Source organism: Kribbella sp. NPDC003557 (assembly GCF_040610805.1).
In the GTDB taxonomy this organism is placed as follows: domain Bacteria; phylum Actinomycetota; class Actinomycetes; order Propionibacteriales; family Kribbellaceae; genus Kribbella.
Genome location: NZ_JBEXMY010000002.1, coordinates 571693 through 588848, shown reverse-complemented (window position 1 = coordinate 588848; position 17156 = coordinate 571693). Strand labels below are relative to the sequence as shown.

Annotated in this window: 15 protein-coding genes; 11 read left to right on the top strand and 4 right to left on the bottom strand. The window is 69.6% G+C overall.

Features of this window, described 5'->3' with window-relative positions; translation table 11 throughout:
- The first annotated feature begins 33 nt into the window (after window positions 1-33).
- From ABZW60_RS08640 to ABZW60_RS08615, 6 genes are all read left to right on the top strand, one after another.
- Window positions 34-2985, top strand: coding sequence for a DNA polymerase III subunit gamma and tau (locus ABZW60_RS08640; RefSeq protein WP_355475123.1), 2952 nt, complete (start codon window positions 34-36; stop codon window positions 2983-2985).
- Window positions 2986-3233: 248 nt separating this feature from the next.
- Window positions 3234-3929: a YbaB/EbfC family nucleoid-associated protein gene (locus ABZW60_RS08635; RefSeq protein ID WP_355475122.1), complete on the top strand. Its 696-nt coding sequence runs from the start codon at window positions 3234-3236 to the stop codon at window positions 3927-3929.
- Window position 3930: 1 nt separating this feature from the next.
- The gene (gene recR / locus ABZW60_RS08630) at window positions 3931-4530 is read left to right on the top strand and encodes a recombination mediator RecR (RefSeq protein WP_132149383.1); all 600 of its coding nucleotides are present in this window, start codon (window positions 3931-3933) and stop codon (window positions 4528-4530) included.
- A complete protein-coding gene (locus tag ABZW60_RS08625) occupies window positions 4523-5167 on the top strand; it encodes a DUF5063 domain-containing protein (RefSeq protein ID WP_355475121.1) in 645 nt (214 codons plus the stop codon). Before recR ends, ABZW60_RS08625 begins: the two co-directional genes overlap by 8 nt.
- 79 nt (window positions 5168-5246) lie before the next feature.
- The gene (locus ABZW60_RS08620; RefSeq protein ID WP_355475120.1) at window positions 5247-5900 is read left to right on the top strand and encodes a hypothetical protein; all 654 of its coding nucleotides are present in this window, start codon (window positions 5247-5249) and stop codon (window positions 5898-5900) included.
- Between the two features lie 21 nt (window positions 5901-5921).
- Window positions 5922-7349: a serine/threonine-protein kinase gene (locus ABZW60_RS08615; RefSeq protein ID WP_355475119.1), complete on the top strand. Its 1428-nt coding sequence runs from the start codon at window positions 5922-5924 to the stop codon at window positions 7347-7349.
- Here ABZW60_RS08615 and dinB read toward each other — a convergent pair.
- Window positions 7346-8542 carry a DNA polymerase IV gene (dinB, locus tag ABZW60_RS08610; RefSeq protein WP_355475118.1) on the bottom strand — a complete coding sequence of 399 codons (1197 nt, stop codon included), beginning with the start codon at window positions 8540-8542 and terminating at the stop codon, window positions 7346-7348. The genes ABZW60_RS08615 and dinB overlap by 4 nt on opposite strands.
- Before the next feature lie 81 nt (window positions 8543-8623).
- On the opposite strand from dinB, the gene ABZW60_RS08605 reads away from it, so the two are divergent.
- On the top strand, window positions 8624-9835 hold the full coding sequence (locus tag ABZW60_RS08605) for an MFS transporter (RefSeq protein WP_355475117.1): 1212 nt from the start codon (window positions 8624-8626) through the stop codon (window positions 9833-9835).
- Here ABZW60_RS08605 and ABZW60_RS08600 read toward each other — a convergent pair.
- Together ABZW60_RS08600 and ABZW60_RS08595 are read right to left on the bottom strand one after the other, a co-directional pair.
- Entirely contained in the window at window positions 9718-10299 is a 582-nt protein-coding gene (locus tag ABZW60_RS08600; protein ID WP_355475116.1) for a dihydrofolate reductase family protein, read from the bottom strand. The two genes, ABZW60_RS08605 and ABZW60_RS08600, sit on opposite strands and share 118 nt — an antisense overlap.
- Before the next feature lie 31 nt (window positions 10300-10330).
- The gene (locus ABZW60_RS08595) at window positions 10331-10651 is read right to left on the bottom strand and encodes a metalloregulator ArsR/SmtB family transcription factor (protein ID WP_355475115.1); all 321 of its coding nucleotides are present in this window, start codon (window positions 10649-10651) and stop codon (window positions 10331-10333) included.
- 230 nt (window positions 10652-10881) lie between these two features.
- On the opposite strand from ABZW60_RS08595, the gene ABZW60_RS08590 reads away from it, so the two are divergent.
- Window positions 10882-12150, top strand: coding sequence for an aspartate kinase (locus ABZW60_RS08590; protein ID WP_355475114.1), 1269 nt, complete (start codon window positions 10882-10884; stop codon window positions 12148-12150).
- Window positions 12147-13253: an aspartate-semialdehyde dehydrogenase gene (locus ABZW60_RS08585; RefSeq protein ID WP_355475113.1), complete on the top strand. Its 1107-nt coding sequence runs from the start codon at window positions 12147-12149 to the stop codon at window positions 13251-13253. The genes ABZW60_RS08590 and ABZW60_RS08585 overlap by 4 nt, the downstream gene beginning before the upstream one ends.
- A gap of 52 nt (window positions 13254-13305) precedes the next feature.
- Here ABZW60_RS08585 and ABZW60_RS08580 read toward each other — a convergent pair whose 3' ends face one another.
- Window positions 13306-14295: a helix-turn-helix domain-containing protein gene (locus tag ABZW60_RS08580; RefSeq protein ID WP_355475112.1), complete on the bottom strand. Its 990-nt coding sequence runs from the start codon at window positions 14293-14295 to the stop codon at window positions 13306-13308.
- A 1186-nt stretch (window positions 14296-15481) separates the two neighbouring features.
- Here ABZW60_RS08580 and ABZW60_RS08575 point away from each other — a divergent pair.
- Complete coding sequence (locus ABZW60_RS08575; RefSeq protein WP_355475111.1) at window positions 15482-16348, top strand: ABC transporter permease; 867 nt, start codon at window positions 15482-15484, stop codon at window positions 16346-16348.
- Window positions 16349-16364: 16 nt separating this feature from the next.
- Window positions 16365-17153, top strand: a complete 789-nt coding sequence (locus ABZW60_RS08570) for an ABC transporter ATP-binding protein (RefSeq protein WP_355475110.1) — start codon at window positions 16365-16367, stop codon at window positions 17151-17153.
- Window positions 17154-17156 lie beyond the last annotated feature (3 nt).

Below are 17156 nucleotides of genomic sequence, written 5' to 3'. Positions count from 1 at the left end.
GGAATTGTCCGCGGGCGGCGCTAGGGTTGCCGCGTGGAAGCGCCCCTTGCCTTGTATCGCCGGTACCGCCCGGAGACGTTCGCGGAGGTGATCGGGCAGGACCATGTCACGGCACCGCTGCGGAACGCGTTGAGCAACAACCGGGTCAATCACGCCTACCTGTTCTCCGGGCCGCGCGGCTGTGGGAAGACCACCAGCGCCCGGATCCTCGCCCGGGCGATCAACTGTGAGAAAGGCCCGATCGCCGAGCCGTGCGGGGTGTGCAAGTCGTGCACCGACCTCGCTCGCGGCGGGCCGGGCAGCATCGACGTGATCGAGATCGACGCGGCCTCCCACGGTGGTGTGGACGACGCCCGTGACCTGCGCGAGCGGGCGTTCTTCGCGCCCGTCGAGAGCCGCTACAAGATCTACATCATCGACGAGGCGCACATGGTGACCACGCAGGGCTTCAACGCCCTGCTGAAGCTGGTCGAGGAGCCGCCGCCGCACCTCAAGTTCATCTTCGCCACCACCGAGCCCGACAAGGTGATCGGGACGATCCGGTCCCGGACGCACCACTACCCGTTCCGCCTGGTGCCGCCGAAGGTGCTCGCCGACTACATGGCGACCCTGTGCCAGTCCGAGGGCGTGTCGATCGAGTCCGCCGCGTTGCCGCTGGTCGTGCGGGCCGGCGCCGGGTCGGTGCGTGACTCGCTGAGCGTGCTCGACCAGCTGATCGGTGGAGCGGGCCCGGCCGGGGTGACGTACGAGCTGGCGGTCGCGTTGCTCGGGTTCACGCCCGACTCGCTGCTCGACGCGTGCGTGGACGGGTTCGCGGCGCACGACAGCGCGGCCGTGTTCGAGACGGTCGAGAAGGTCATCGAGACCGGCCAGGACCCGAAGCGGTTCGCCGAGGACCTGCTGCGCCGGCTGCGGGACCTCGTCGTGCTGTCCGCCGTGCCGACTGCTGTGACGTCCGGTCTGATCGAGGCCGCCGATGACCAGGCCGAGCGGCTGCAGACACAGGCCGCCGGGATCGGCCCGGCAGAGCTGACACGGGCCGCGGACATCGTTGCGGCGGGTCTGCTGGAGATGCGCGGCGCGACCGCCCCGCGCCTGCAGCTCGAACTCATCTGCGCCAAGGTCCTCCTCCCCGGCGCCGACGACTCCACCAACGGCATCCAGGCCCGCCTCGACCGCATGGAACGCCGCCTCGCCATCGGAGTCCCAGGCGGTACGCCGGAGTCCGCGCCCGCCGCTGGTCCGGCTGGAGGCGCTGGTACGTCGGGTGTCGCCGTAGGGGACTCGTACGGCGACGCGCCGACGGCTGCCGCTACCAGCAGAGCAGCTGCTCGGGCGGCTGCCGGCGGCAACCGGCCCGCCGCGAGCACCCCGCCACCCGCTGGACCCCCAGCCGGCACCTCAGAGGGCTCGGCTCGGCCGGGTTCTCCCGCCGGCGGCTCGGGCGGTACTGGCAGTCGTGCCAACGAAGGCGCCACTGCTGAGACCGCCGCGACCGTGGCTGGGGGTCCTGCCGTGCGCGAGGGCGCTGCAGGGAGCGCTGGACAGGGCGACTCGTCCCCGGCGCTCACGGGTGTGAGCGACGCGTCTGTAGGCGGACGAGCGGCCGGTGGGGCGCGTACGGGTGACTGGGGCGACGAACCGTCGGCCCCGGCCGCCTCGGCCGCGCAGTCCGGCTCAACCGCGCAGTCCGGCTCAACCGCGCAGCCCGGCTCAAGCGCGCAGCCCGGCTCAAGCGCGCAGCCCGGCTCAACCGCGCAGCCCGGGCAGACCGGCACGCTTGGGCAGGCGGCGTCAGGTGGGCAGGCTGTAGCGGCCTCGGCTGGGACAGCTGGAGCTGTTGGGCTGGCTGATATCCGGCGGTTGTGGCCTGAGGTGTTGGAGGCCGTCAAGGCGCAGCGGCGATTCGCCTGGATCATGTTGAGTCAGAATGCGCAGGTCATCGCGATCGACGACCAAACGCTGACGCTCGGTCTGGTCAACGCCGGTGCGCGAGAGAGCTTCGCGCGGTCCGGCAGCGACGAGATTCTTCGCCAGGCCATGATCGACACCATCGGCGTCAACCGGCGTGTCGAGGCCGTCGTCGACCCGTCGACCGATCCGGGCGCCGGAGGCGGCTCCGCGGGCCGCCCAGGTCCGCAGGTCGGCGGCCCCGGGCACTCGGGCGGTTCAGGTCCGCAGCCCGGCGGGTCCGGTCCTGGAGGTTCTGGCACCCAGCCCGGCAGCACCCCGGGTGTCGGCGGCGCGGTTGGCCTGGGCGGCAAAGCCGGCGCGGCTGGCTCTGGTGCCGGCGACGTCGGCGCGGCTGGTCCTGGTGCCGGCGACGTCGGCGCGGCTGGGTCGCAAGCCTCGGGTTCGGGTGCTTCAGGTAGCTCGGTGGCTGGTGGCTCGACCGCTGGTGGACCGGGTGGCTCGGCCGGCGGACCAGGAACTGGATCGCCGACCGCCACCACCGGTGCGGCCGGTGGTGCCGCAGGTGGTGCTACCGGTAGTTCGGCTGGTGGTGTCGGCGAGCTGGCTGGCCCGGACTCAGGCGTTGGAACAGCAGGTTCCGCCGGAGGTTCGCGAGCGGGCGGTCCTGGAACGGGCGGATCGGGGGCCGGCCTCCGGACCGGGCAATGGAGCGACGGGGCCGGCGCCGCAGTGGCTTTGCAGGAGCCGCCGGACGAGTACGAGGTGCCTCCGGAAGATCCGTGGGAGGACGGGCCGATCGCGCGTCAGCCGGCGGTGCCGCAGCAGACCCGGCCGGTGGCGGATCGTCGCGAGCAGGCGGCCAGCAAGCGGCGGGCGGCCGAGGCTGCTGTTGCGGCCGAGCAGGCGCGGCAGGCGTCCGCGGCGGCAGCTCCCGACGTACCGCTGACGCCCGAGGAAGAGGCCGACTCGATCGGTGAGGACGATGTGGTCCTGGAAGAGGACTCCCGTTCGCACACCGATCTGCTGCGCGAGACCCTCGGTGCGCAGATCATCACCGAAGAGCCGAACTGAGCCACAGGTCCCGTCCACACGCAGGCGCAGACCTGCACACTCCCCGTCCACATAATCCACAGGGCTGTGGATAAGGTTGTCCACAAGGTTGTGGGCAACCATGGGGAGACTGGTCGGTTTCTGGGTGTTCCCGGGGTTGTCCGGGCGACCGGCTAGTGTTGAGGCTCCGGTGGTCGGCGGCGTGTTCGCCGGCTGGCCGGGCAGGCAAGCTCGGGGCTCGGGAGAGCGGTTCGGACGAGGAGATCGCGGTGTTCGACGGTGGCGGTGCTGGGGGCTTCGACATGTCCGACCTGCTCGCGCAGGCGCAGGCGATGCAGAACCAGCTGATGGAAGCGCAGGCCGACCTGGAAGGTCAGGAGATCGAGGGGTCGGCCGGTGGTGGGCTGGTGACTGCTCTGGTGTCCGGCACGGGTGAGCTGCTCAGCTTGAACATCAAGAAGGAAGCCGTCGACCCGGACGACACCGAGACGCTGGCCGACCTGGTGGTCGCCGCGGTTCGGGATGCCTCGGAGAACGCGAAGCAGGCTGCGGCCGCCGCGATGGGACCGCTGGCCGGTGGGCTGGGTGGTGCGTTCGGCGGCGAGGGTGGTTTCCCCGGGTTCGGTGGTGGTGCGCCGGCGCAGTCGGCGCCCGCCGGGTTCGGGCTGCCCAGTGCGCCGCCCGCGGTCGGACCCGGCGACGACGGCACCGCGAGCGCACCCGGCGACGACCGCGGCGGTGAACCGTCCGGCGGCGAGAGCCACGGTGGACAGTCGTCCAGCGAGAGCGGCGGGCAGGCGTCCGGCGGGAGCGATGGGCAGGCGTCCGCGGAGGGCCAGGCGTTCGGTGGGAGCGGTGGGCAGGTGTCCGGTGGCAGTCGTGGTGTGGGTGAGAGCGGTCGGGGTGGGGTCGGGTTCGTGAACCCGGGGAGCGCGGTCGGCGAGTCCGGCCAGAACCCGGGCTGACGTGTACGAGGGGGCCGTTCAGGATCTCATCGACGAGCTCGGGCGGCTGCCGGGTGTGGGGCCGAAGTCCGCGCAGCGGATCGCGTTCCACCTGCTCGCGGCCGACGAGACCGACGTACGGCGGCTCGCGCACGTGCTCGTCCAGGTGAAGGAGAAGGTCAAGTTCTGCGAGATCTGCGGCAATGTCGCGGAGGAGACGCAGTGCCGGATCTGCCGTGACCCGCGCCGCGACCTGAGCCTGATCTGCGTGGTCGAAGAGGCCAAGGACGTGGTCGCCATCGAGCGCACCCGCGAGTTCCGCGGCCGGTACCACGTGCTCGGCGGGGCGATCTCGCCGATCGAGGGCATCGGTCCGGACGAGCTGCGGATCAAGGAACTCATGCAGCGGCTCGCCAGCGGTGAGGTGACCGAGATCATTCTGGCCACCGATCCGAACCTCGAAGGCGAGGCGACCGCGACCTACCTGAGCCGCCTGCTGCGGCCCATGGGGTTGCGCGTCACCCGATTGGCTAGTGGACTTCCAGTAGGCGGTGACCTCGAGTACGCCGACGAGGTCACTCTCGGACGGGCATTTGAAGGGCGACGATCGATCGATGACTGAACCAACAGATATTGCGGAACGCGCTTTGGGCACCGACAACGAGGACCTGACCGAGTTCGCGGAGCAGATCGCCGACCAGGTCCGGAGCTTCCTGATCTCGGTGCGCGACATCGCCGCGCAGCCGGACGAGGACGGTGTCGACGAGGGCCTCGCCTCGCTGCCGTACCTGCTGCTCGAGGTGAGCCAGCTGCTGCTCGCGGGCGGCCGGCTGGGCGCGTTCGAGGACTTCGTGCCGGAGGAGCGCTTCGAGAGCGACGCCGGTCCGGACCCGGACCTGGATGCGATGCGGGACCGGCTCGCGGTGCTGTTCGAGGGCCTGGACGAGTACGCCGAGGTCTTCGACCCGTACGCCGCGCCGCCGGAGATCACCGTCAACCGGCTCTCCGACGACCTGACCGCGATCGCGACCGACCTGGTGCACGGCCTCGCGCACTACGAGGACGGCCGGATCGTCGAGGCGCTGTGGTGGTGGCAGTTCTCGTACGTGTCCACCTGGGGCGCCGCGGCGAGCGCCGTACTGCGGGCGATCCAGTCGCTGATCGCGCACGACCGGCTCGAGCCGGCGCACGACGCGGAGACCGAGGCGACCGACCGCGAGCTGGTCGAGGTCGCCGAGGAAGTGGTTCAGCGCCGCTGATCCGAACCTCGGGCGTAGTTGTCCACAGCTTCCCGACCGGCCGTTGGGCGTGACCGGGTAGATCCGGTTGAATGCTGCGGTGTCGGTTTTCGAGGTGATTCGGCGGCTACCGGAGATCGGTGCGGTCCGGCGGGTGAGCCGGGCGCTCGCGGTGCTCGACCTGGTGCTGAACGATGACCAGGACATCCTCAACTTCTACTCCTTCGACGCGCGCTGGTCGCCGACGGAGGAGGCCGCGTTGATGCGGGACGGGTCGGGGAACGAGTACTCGATCGTGTTCTCGCCGGACGGTGCGTTCGCGTACGGGTTCGACCACGAGTCGCCGATGTCGCCGTGGAGCACGGGAAGGCTCTGGCCCGGTTTGCTGGATGGTGTGCCAGAGGTCTTCCACTCGGCGCGGGACGACAAGGCGTTCGCGGAACCGAACGGAGTGCCGCAGGCGACAGTGTGTTTCTGGCGCACGACGAAGGACTTGGCCTGGCGATGCGGCCCGGTGCACAACGTAGACACCGACGGGGCGGACTGGTTGTTCGAGCTGGTGGCGGACGGGCGGCCCGAGGCCTACCTGACCTTCGCCGAGGACTACTACGAGCGCGCGCTGGATCTTGAGGCTGTACGGCATGTGTACGCGCTGATGCCGCTGACGGAGTACATCGTCACGTCGCTGAACCGCGAGCGGCGGTTGGACGATCTCAAGGAAGGGATCGCCGAGATCGGTTACCCGCGGTCCTGACGCGCGTTAGCGTGACGCCCGATGACAACGCATGCGCAGGATCCGGCCGCGGTCGGACCGTTCGCGATCCAGGGCCGGCTCGGCCGTGGAGCGATGGGTGCGGTGTACCTCGCGCGCTCGCCCGGCGGGCGGCTGGTCGCGGTCAAGGTGGTGCGCGACGAACTCGCCGGCGACTCGGGGTTCCGGGCCCGGTTCGCGCGGGAGATCGATGCGGCGCGGCGGGTCAGCGGTGCCTTCACCGCGGCGGTCGTCGACGCCGATCCGTCGGCGGATCGGCCGTGGCTGGCGACCGAGTACCTCCCGGGACCCACGCTGCAGAAGGCGATCGAGACGTCCGGGCCGTTGCCGCCGGACGCGGTGCGGTCGCTGGCGAGCGGGCTGGCCGAGGCGCTGGCGGCGATCCACGCGAGCGGTCTGGTGCATCGCGATCTCAAACCGTCGAACATCGTGCTGAGCGGCAACGGGCCGCGGGTGATCGACTTCGGGATCGCGCGGGCGCTGGAGGAGGCGAGCCTGACCGCGACCGGGATGGTGATCGGCACGCCCGGGTACCTGTCGCCGGAGCAGATCACCGGCACCGGGGTCGGGCCGGCGAGTGACGTGTTCGCGCTCGGTGCGGTGCTGGTGTTCGCGGCGTCAGGGCGCGGCCCGTACGCGAGCGGGAGCCCGGCGTCGTTGCTGCACCGGATCGTCAACGAGCAGCCGCACATCCCGCCGCTCCCCGGGCCGCTGCACGACGTCGTACGGCGATGCCTGGCCCGCGACCCCGCCCAACGGCCGACGCCGGCGGAAGTACTGCGCACCCTCGGCCCCGCAACCAACCAGCCGCCCGGCCTGCCCTCGCCGACCAAGGTGATGCCAGCTGAGGGAGTGCCGGAGAGGTTCACACGGAGTGGCCCGGCGGGGGCTGTTCCCCTGCCTGTACCGCCCGTCCCAGCTGCACCTCAGGTGGCAGGTGCGACCTTCACTACGAGCCGGAGGCGGCCGGGTGTTCTCGCCGCGCTCACTACCTTCGGCTGGCTCGCGTTCATACCCGCCGACCCGCAGGTGAAGGCCCTGCACCCGGTCCTGTCGACGCTCTCCGCCCTGATCTCGCTCACCTTTCTCTACTTCGCCGTCCGGCACTGGCTCCTCGTCCTCCGGCCGAAGGTCGTCGTGCGCCTGTCACCCGACGGACTGACGGTCACCCGCAGGCGCCGGCAGGCCACCGTCCCGTGGTCCGGCGTCACGCGCCTGCGCATCGGCGGTGACATGAAGCGCCCGTGGCTGGACGCCTGGCTCGAGTCGCCGCACCAGAATCAGCTCCCGATCGCCCGCCGCCACAACGGCGGTCTCCGGATCTACCCGATCGCGCACGGCGCGTCCCAGAACAGCCGCCGCACCCAGGTCAACGAACTCCGCGCCGCCCTCAACTGGTACGCCGCCCGCATCCACGACACGTCCTACTAGTCGGGCAGCATCGGCATCTCGAGTCCCGGGGACTTGCCGAGGAGGATGCCGCGGGTGATGGCGTTGGTGCCGAACCTGTCCTTGACCTGGTCGAGGGCGCTGTCGAGCTCGTTGTTGGCGGCCTTGTCGAACGGGAGGGCCAACTGCAGGGCGGCCTCGTTCTCCAGGTTGCCGACCGAGATGCCGATCATGGTGAGGCCCTGGGTCGAGATCAGCGGCTGTGCCGTGCGCAGCAACGCGCGGGCGGTGATCAGGATCGCGCGCGTCTGATCTGTTGCTTGAGGCAACGTATGGGACCGGGTGGCGCGGCTGAAGTCGTCGAAGCGCAGCCGCAACGTCACCGTCCGGCCGGAGCGCCCGGCGGACCGCATCCGCCGGCTGACGCGGTCGACCAGTCCCGCGAGCACCGCGTCCAGCGTCGCGGGTGACTTCGGCGAGCGGCCCAGCGCTCGTTGGGATCCGATCGAGCGCCGCCGCCGGCCGACCTCGATCGGCCGCGGATCCCGGTTGTGCGCGAGCGCGTGCAGGTGCCGCCCGGAGGCCCGGCCGAGCATCGCGACCAGCGCCGCCTCGGGCAGCATCGCGACGTCGCCGACCTTGGTCAGCCCGCGGGTCCGCAGCTTCTCCGCGGTCACCTCGCCGACGCCCCACAACCGCGAAACGTCCAGCGGATGCAGGAAGTCCAGCTCCCGGTCCGGCGCCACCTCGAGCAGGCCGTTCGGCTTGGCGACGCCGCTCGCGACCTTCGCCAGGAACTTGGTGCGCGCCACGCCGACCGTGATCGGCAGCCCGACCCGCGACATCACCTCGGCGCGTAGCCGGACAGCGATCTCCACCGGCGTCCCGCGGATCTTCCGCAACCCGCCGACATCGAGGAACGCCTCGTCGATCGACAGGCCCTCGACCAGCGGGGTGGTGTCCTCGAAGACCTTGAACACCGCCTTGCTGGCCTCGGAGTACGCCGACATCCGCGGCTCGACCACGATCGCGCCCGGGCAGCGGCGCAGGGCCTGTCCGCCGTTCATCGCGGTGCGCACGCCGTACGCCTTGGCCTCGTAGCTGCAGGCGAGGACCACGCCCGCGCCGACGATCACCGGGCGACCGCGCAGGCGCGGGTCGTCCCGTTGCTCGACCGACGCGTAGAACGCGTCCAGGTCGGCATGCAGGATCGTCGCCAGCTCGGGCACGAACATATGTTCGCATAGACCGCCGACAAATGAGATAGGGAGAATTCCTGACGCGGCAGACATCGATGTCAGGACAGAATGAGGTCCATGGACCTGACCGCGTACCGCGACCTCTGGAGGACCCAGGGCGTGATGGCGTTGCTCGCCTCCGCCCTGGTCGCGCGGCTGCCGGTGCTGGCGACGATGGTCCCGCTCGCGTTCCTGGCCAAGGACGCGGCCGGCAACTTCGGCTGGGCCGGTGTCGTCGCGGGCGCCTACTCGATCGGTACGGCGGTCGCGAGCGTCGTCTGGTCCCGGATGGCGGACCGCAAAGGCGCACGCAACGTCGTGATCGGCACCGGGATGGCCTGGGGTGTCTCGATGGCCGTCGTCGCGTTGCTGCCGGACAGCTGGTACCGGCTGCTCCCGGTCGCGGCGCTCATCGCCGGCGGCTGCGTGGCCCCGGTCACCTCGGCGCTGCGCGCCAACTGGCCGCGGATCGTGCACGGCTCGCGGCTCCGGGCCGTCTATTCGCTGGACGCGACCGCACAGGAGTTCCTGTTCGTGCTCGGCCCGATGACCGGCGCCGTGATCGTCAGTTTCGCCAGTCCGCGCGCCGGTCTCCTGGCCTGTGCGATCGCGGCGGCTGCCAGCATCTGGTGGTTCGGGCTGAGCCAGCGCTCGAGGGCCCATCACGACGAGAACGCCGAGCCACGACCGACGGCGCGCCAGCTCCTGTTCCATCAGCACCGAGCGGCGTTGTTGATCGCCTGGGCCTGCCTCGTCATGGGGTTCGCAGCGATGTCGCTCGGCATGGTCGCGGTCGCCGACCAGCACGGGAACCGCCTGATCGCGGGCATCCTCGAGATGGTCGCCGCGATCGGCAGCGTGACCGGCGGCATCGTCAACGGCGCCCTGCCCGGCGGCCGGGACTCCTATGTCTGGCGGCGGATGCTGTCGCTCACCGTCCTGGTCACCGCCTGCGTCTTCGTGACGTCGTCGGTGGTCGCGCTGGCGATCATGATGTTCGCGGCCGGCTGCCTGATCGCGCCGACGATCGCGGCCGTGTACGAGCGCATCGGCGAACTGACGCCGAACTCCGCGCACACCGAGATCTTCGGCTGGGCGCAGAGCGGCGGCATGGTCGGCTCCGCGGTCGGCTCGGCCGTCGCCGGCGCCGTGGTCGAAGCGTTCGGCGTGCGCTACGCGTGGGTCCTGGCAGCCGCTCTCGGCGTACTGGCGACCCTGTCCTTGCTCCGGGTCCCGCCCCACCGGCCGGTCGACACGAGCGCCGTCGAGGGTACGGCGGTCGCGGCGTAGCGCATGCGGTAGTTCGCCTCGAGGACGCCGCCGTCGCGGGCGCACATCGAGATCAGCTGCAGGTGGCGCCGGTCCAGGATCATTCCCCGGCCCGCGGCGACCGGGTGGATCAGCAGCGAGATCTCGTCGACCAGGCGCCACCGCATCAGTGAACGCACGAGCATCAGGCTGCCGATCACCTGCAGGTCCTCGCCCGGGACGGACTTCAGCGCGGTCAGCACCCGGCGCGTGTCGCCCTGCAGCATCTCGGTGCCCGCGCGGGCGACGACGGGGCGTGAACCGATCACGAGGTTCCGGGTGTGCTCGAGTCCGCCGAGCGAACCGGCGTACCGCTCGAAGGTCCGGCGGCCGAACAGCACGGTCCCGCTCGCGGGCATCAGGTCGCCGAGGTTCGGCAGCCATTGCTCGGGGCGCTCGACGACGCCGTCCTCGGACATGCAGAGCCTGGCCACGATGTTTCGCATACCAACTCTGATGCAGCCGGGGCCGCGAAGGTTATGTCCGGCGGCCGCGCTGCAGTTCGGTCTCCAGGGCGTCGAGCCGGTTGGTCCAGAACCCGCGGTACCGGTCCAGCCAGGTGTCGATCTCGCGCAGCGGCTCGGGATCCACGGCGTACAGCCTCCGGGTCCCGTCGACGGTCACGGTGGCGAAGCCGTTGTCGCGCAGCACCCGCAGGTGCTGGGACACGGCGGGCTGGCTGATGCCGAACTCCGCGCCGATGGTCCCGGCGATGCTGCCGGCCGGGAGCTCGCCGTCGGCCAGCAGCTCCAGGATCCGGCGCCGGACCGGATCGCCGAGGATGTCGAACGCGTGCACCGGCCAAGTATTTCAGCGATGACTTATATGAACAAGTGGCCGAACGGTTTCCGCCGGTACCGACCCCGGCCGGGGAACCTTCCGGCCGGGGTCGCGATCGGCCGGACGGCCGGACCGGGTGCTGGTCAGCCGGTAGGCAACGGTCAGGTCACGGCTAGAATGAGGCGATCGACTACGCCTGGTGCAACGCCGCACGGCGTACCGCAACCAGTGGTTTGAGGAGAAACACTGTGGGACGCGTCGTACACAAGTACGGCGGTTCTTCGGTCGCCGACGCCGATTGCATCAAGCGCGTGGCCCAACGGATCGTCGCGACGAAGAAGGCCGGGAACGACGTGGTGGTCGTCATCTCCGCGATGGGCGACACCACCGACGAACTGATGGACCTGGCCCAGCAGGTCTCTCCGCTGCCGCCGCCGCGCGAGCTCGACATGCTGCTCACCTCGGGTGAGCGGATCTCGGCCGCGCTGCTGGCGATGGCGATCGCGAACCTGGGGTACGAGGCACGCAGCTTCACCGGCTCGCAGGCCGGCGTGATCACCACCTCCGCGCACGGCAACGCGCGGATCATCGACATCACGCCGGGCCGGATCGAGGAAGCGCTCGGTGAGGGCCACATCGCGATCGTCGCCGGTTTCCAGGGCGTCGCCCAGGACACCAAGGACATCACCACGATGGGCCGCGGTGCCTCCGACACCACCGCGGTCGCGCTGGCCGCCGCGCTGGAGGCGGACTACTGCGAGATCTACACCGACGTGGACGGCATCTTCACCGCGGACCCGCGGATCGTGCCGGCCGCCAAGCAGATCTCGAGGATCTCCTACGAGGAGATGCTCGAGATGGCCGCCTGCGGCGCCAAGGTGCTGCACCTGCGCTGCGTCGAGTACGCGCGCCGTTACAACGTCCCCGTCCACGTGCGTTCCTCCTTCTCGCAGAAGGAAGGCACCTGGGTCGTCGATGCGAAGGAACTGGATCAGATGGAACAGGCGATCATCTCCGGCGTGGCCCACGACCGCGGCGAGGCAAAGATCACAGTGGTCGGCGTGCCCGACAAGCCGGGCGAGGCGGCCCGGATCTTCGAGACGGTCGCCGGTGCCGACACGAACATCGACATGATCGTGCAGAACGTGTCGGCGGTCGCCACGAACCGGACCGACATCTCGTTCACGCTGCCCCGCGCCGACGGCGCCCGGGCGATGTCCGCGCTGGCGCGGATGAAGGACGAGGTGGGCTACGAGCAGTTGCTGTACGACGACCAGATCGGAAAGGTCTCCGTCGTCGGAGTCGGAATGCGCTCGCACCCGGGCGTTTCCGCGAAGTTCTTCTCCGCGCTCGCCGACGCCGGCGTGAACATCGAGATGATCTCCACCTCGGAGATCCGGATCTCGGTGGTCGTGGACGAGAACCTGGTGGACGCCGCCGTGACCGCGGCGCACACCGCATTCGATCTGGACGACGAGCACACCCAGGCTGTCGTGTACGGAGGAACTGGACGGTGACCCCTGTGAGCGCTGTGGAGAACACGATCGAGGACCGGAAGGGCCTGCCTTCGCTGGCGGTGGTCGGTGCGACCGGGGCCGTCGGGTCGGTGATGCTGACCCTGCTCTCGACCAGGCAGAACGTCTGGGGAGAGATCCGGCTGATCGCCTCCGAGCGCTCCGCGGGCAAGCTGTTGCAGGTCCGCGGCGAGGAGGTCGAGGTGGTCGCGCTCAGCGAGGCCGCCTTCGACGGGATCGACGTGGCGATGTTCGACGTACCGGACGAGGTGTCGGCGCAGTGGGCGCCGATCGCGGCCGCCAAGGGCGCCGTCGTGGTGGACAACTCGGGCGCGTTCCGGATGGACCCGGACGTCCCGCTGGTGGTCCCGGAGGTGAATGCCGAGGCGGCCCGGAACCGGCCGAAGGGCATCATCGCCAACCCGAACTGCACGACGCTGTCGATGATCGTCGCGATGGGCGCGCTGCACCACCGCTACGAGCTCGAGCAGCTCGTGGTGGCGTCGTACCAGGCGGCGTCCGGCGCTGGGCAGTCCGGGATCGACGCGCTCTACGACCAGCTCACCAAGGTCGCCGGGAATCGCGAGCTGGGCAGCACGCCTGGTGACGTGCGGCGGCTGGTCGGCAACGACCTCGGCCCGTTCCCGGCTCCGCTGGCGCTGAACGTCGTACCGTGGGCCGGGTCGCTCAAGGACGACGGCTGGTCGTCGGAGGAGCTGAAGGTCCGCAACGAGTCCCGCAAGATCCTCGGCCTGCCGGATCTGAAGGTGTCCGCGACCTGTGTGCGGGTCCCGGTCGTCACGACGCACTCGCTGTCGGTGCACGCCCGGTTCGTGCAGGAGGTCGACGCAGACGGGGCCCGGGAGGTGCTGCGGGACGCGCCCGGGGTGCTGCTGTTCGACAATCCGGCCGAGGGCGAGTTCCCGACGCCGGCCGATGTCGTCGGCACCGACCCGACCTGGGTCGGCCGCATCCGCAAGTCCCTCGACGACCCGAACGCACTGGAACTGTTCGTCTGCGGCGACAACCTCCGCAAGGGCGCGGCACTGAACACCGCCCAGATCGCCGAGGTCGTGGCCAAGGAGTTCATCCCGGCCGAAGCCTGATCGGAACGCAGATGGGCCCGCACACGCTGGTGTGCGGGCCCTTCTGCGCTTCTCAGAGCCAGTTCTCGCGGGCGGCGTGGAGGGCTAGTTGGAAGCGGGTGCTGGCGCCTGTGCGGTTCATCAGGCGTTCCAGGTAGCGGAAGAAGGTGCGGCGGCTGATGCCCAGGGTGCGGGCGATGGTGTCGTCGGCGGCGCCGGTGGCCAGTAGGGCCAGGAGACGACGTTCGATCGGCTCCAGGCGGTCGTCCTCGGCGCCTACCGACGCGTGCAGCGGCAGCGCGTTGCGCCAGCACAGCTCGAACATCCCGATCAGCGCGGTCAGCAGGCTGCTCGGGCGGATGATCAGCAGCGACCGGTTCACGTCGGTGTCGCGCGCCGACATCGACACGAACGCGATCGAGCCGTCGATGATCGTCAGCTTCGCCGGTACGTCGGGCAGCACGCGCGCCTGCTCACCCGCCTCCACGCACGGCAGGATGTTCTCGGTCAGGTACCCGGGCACCTCGACCGACTCCGGCGAGTACACGACCCGGTAGGACACACCCCGCTTGAGCTGGTCGATCTCCTCCTGGTTCGGCCCGCCGATGTAGTACGGCGGGGAGTCGATGGCCAGGATCTCGCGCTGGACGCCGCCCTTGATCTGGTGGATCCGCTCGACGATCGCGCTCCCGGTGACCACCTCGATCAGGTGCGTCGTCGACTCGTTGTGCACGGTCCGGCGGAACTCGTCGTACGCGTTCAGGACCTCGATCCGGGCCTGCTTGAGCTCGGACTCGCGGCGCAGCGTCATCGCCTCCAGGCCCGCGTCCGGCGGGACCGGCAGGTACCGGGAGTGGTCCGAACCGGACCGGCGGGCCAGGCCGGCCTGCACCAGTCCGCCGAGAGCGGAATCGATCGAGTGCTCCCGGTCCGGGACCGCGTCGTCCAGCTCGCTCACCGACGAGGGGCCGGTCCGCAGCAGGTGCTGGTAGACCCTGATCTCGTCGTCGTTGAGCCCGAGCACCCTCAGATGACCGACACGCTCCGTGTCCGTTGCACTCACGACGCTTCCCTCCCTTCCGACTGCTGTCACCGTCCGCAACCGCCCCTCCAGCGTAGACGGGGCGATCCAGCGCCGTCGGCACGGTCCGTGTCGACGCGTAAACACGCAGCGATATTTGTTGTCCTGTCAGCATTCTTGTGCCGTGTCACCATCTGGCCACCATTTCCGCGCAGTCGTGAGCGAGAATTGAGGTCCAGCAGCCCGGCGACGGACCACCTGAGCGCCGCCGGGCTGCTGTTCCAATTCTGGCCCGAGTTGGCTGTCTCGTCAGCGGAGCCTGTTTCGGTTGGGTCTCGATCCCGGCGCATCGGTGCCCTCGCACTTCCGTGCCATCACCCGCTGTGCCGGAGGGTGTACAAACTGTGGCATCTCCAATCGTGAGGCCGATGAGGAGGAGTGCCCGATGCGACCGGTTCCGCCGTGTACCGCCGCCCCTCGCGTCGTGGCTGCCGTCCCCAGCGCCCGGGTGTCCATGCCGGGATCCCGGTGTGCGCTGTCCTTCCCCGGCCTCCGGTCCGTCCCCACACCTGCTGCGCGCACCTGCCGGCGTACGCAGCACGTCTGGGGACGGACTCGAGGCGCGATGACCGCCGCCCTGGTCATCGTGCCGACCGATCCGGTCGTGTCCGCATCCGCCCATCGCGGACCGCGGCCCGGATCGACGGTGGAACCCCAGGAGGTGCCGAAGGGTGCTCCATGGATGGTGAGGCTGTCCATGGGGAGCACGGATGTGATGTTGCGTGTCACGTCCGCCGCCCGGTTCGCCCCGGCCAGGACGCGTCTCCTGGGGTCCCGCCCGTAACACCCGTCGTCTGCTGTCCCGTGACCGGTGGGCCAGGTCACGTCAACTTGGCACGGGTGCGTAGCGTCGTACATCGTGAATTGACGGCGATTTGACTTGCCCGCAAGGCGTTTTGGTCGTCGCTGGCTGTCAAATGTATATTCCGGATAACGATCGGCGAAGGACGACGCAGGTGTTGTGGACGCAGCGGGGTACGACGTTTGGTAGCCGTCCGTACGTCGTTGCTCACTAAGGAGGACCGCTGTGTCGTCGGCGTCCGTGCCGATCCGCTACTCTGCTTCCCGGTCCGCGTGGCACGTCGCCGTACCCCGGGCGGCAACCGCCGAAACCCAGGTGATCGGCCATGGTGGATCCAACTTTCCGGCAGAGAGAGGCATCGCCTGAATGAACGCGACTAGCGTCGACGAGGAGTTCAACCCGTCGGTGCACGTGTACGAACCACACAAGGTCGGACTGCCGGCACTGCGCCCGTACTTCAAGGCGCTGTGGCAGCGGCGGGAGTTCGCGGCGGAGATGTCCCGGACGAACATCCGGGCGGCCAACACGAACACCTTCTTCGGACAGGTCTGGCTGGTGCTGAACCCGCTGCTCCTGGCCGCGGTGTACTACCTGCTGGTCGACATCATCGCCGGCGGCAGCACCAAGGTGGACGCGGCCGAGCGGTTCGCGCACATGTGCGGCGGTCTCTTCGCTTTCTATTACTTCTCCGGTGCGATGACGGCCGGTGCGGCCAGCGTGGTCGGCGGCGGCAAGCTGCTGATGAACATGTCGTTCCCGCGGATGCTGCTGCCGTTGTCGGCGGTGCGGACGGCGTTCTTCCGGTTCCTGCCGACCCTCGTCGTGTACCTGATCATCCACATCGCGATGCGGCAGCCGCTGAAGTGGCAGATGCTGCTGGCCCCGGCGTTCCTGGTCATGCTGACGGTGTTCGCCGCCGGCATGGGCATGATCTTCGCGGCCCTGCAGGTCTACTTCCGCGACACCACCAGCTTCCTGCCGTACTTCGTGCGGATCTGGCTGTACCTGTCGCCGGTGCTGTGGTTCGCCGAGCAGGCCCCGGCGAAGTTCAAGGGCTTCATCCAGTACAACCCGCTCTACTCGCTGATCGGCGGCTGGACCGACCTGCTGGTCCGCGGCGACATCCCGAAGTGGCAGATGTGGGCCGGTGCCGGGTTCTGGGCGATCCTGGCCTTCGTGGTCGGCTCGTTGTTCTTCATGTCGAGGGAGCGTGAGTTCGTTGTCCGTCTCTGAGACCGAGAAGAAGCCCATGCAGAAGACCCCGACGGGCATTCCGGCCGTCAAGGTGCAGGACGTCTCGATCACCTACCGGACCACGTTCGAGCGGGTGCCGACGTTCAAGAGCGCGATCGTCCGGCTCGGCCGCGGCGAGCGCGCGGTGCGCGAGGTCAAGGCCGTCCAGAACGTGTCCTTCGACGTCGACCACGGCACCACGATCGGCATCATCGGCGCGAACGGCGCCGGCAAGTCGACGCTGATGCGGTCGATCGCCGGCATCCTGCCGCCGACGTCGGGCCGGATCGAGGTGCACGGCCGGGTGTCCACGCTGCTGGCCCTGGGCGTCGGCTTCAACGCGGCGCTGTCGGGCCGGGAGAACGTCGTCCTCGGCGGTCTGGCCTCCGGGCTGAGCCGCAAGGAGATCGAGGCGAAGTACGAGGAGATCGCCGACTTCGCCGAGCTCGGTGACTTCATGGAGATGCCGATGCGGACCTACTCCTCCGGCATGTTCAGCCGGCTGGCGTTCTCCGTCGCGGTGCACATGGACCCCGACATCCTGCTGATCGACGAGGCACTGTCCGCCGGTGACGCGTCGTTCAAGACCAAGGCCGCGGCGAAGATGAGCGAGCTGGTCACCAACAGCCGCACCATGTTCCTGGTCAGCCACGCGATGAGCAGCGTCCGCGAGCTGTGCAACGACTGCATCTGGCTGCACAAGGGCAAGCTGATGATGCGTGGCGAGCCCAACGAGGTCATCCAGGCCTACACCAAGTTCCTGCAGGTCGGCGAAGCGGAATCCGTCTCACTCGAGGACCTCTGACCA

What these genes read in the sequence shown, in the direction of transcription:
- ABZW60_RS08625 (WP_355475121.1), top strand. Translation starts at nt 4,523, where the DNA reads ATGACTGAACCAACAGATATTGCGGAACGCGCTTTGGGCACCGACAAC.
- ABZW60_RS08615 (WP_355475119.1), top strand. Translation starts at nt 5,922, where the DNA reads ATGACAACGCATGCGCAGGATCCGGCCGCGGTCGGACCGTTCGCGATC.
- dinB (WP_355475118.1), bottom strand. Translation starts at nt 8,542, where the DNA reads ATGTTCGTGCCCGAGCTGGCGACGATCCTGCATGCCGACCTGGACGCG.
- ABZW60_RS08605 (WP_355475117.1), top strand. Translation starts at nt 8,624, where the DNA reads ATGGACCTGACCGCGTACCGCGACCTCTGGAGGACCCAGGGCGTGATG.
- ABZW60_RS08600 (WP_355475116.1), bottom strand. Translation starts at nt 10,299, where the DNA reads ATGCGAAACATCGTGGCCAGGCTCTGCATGTCCGAGGACGGCGTCGTC.
- ABZW60_RS08575 (WP_355475111.1), top strand. Translation starts at nt 15,482, where the DNA reads ATGAACGCGACTAGCGTCGACGAGGAGTTCAACCCGTCGGTGCACGTG.
- ABZW60_RS08570 (WP_355475110.1), top strand. Translation starts at nt 16,365, where the DNA reads ATGCAGAAGACCCCGACGGGCATTCCGGCCGTCAAGGTGCAGGACGTC.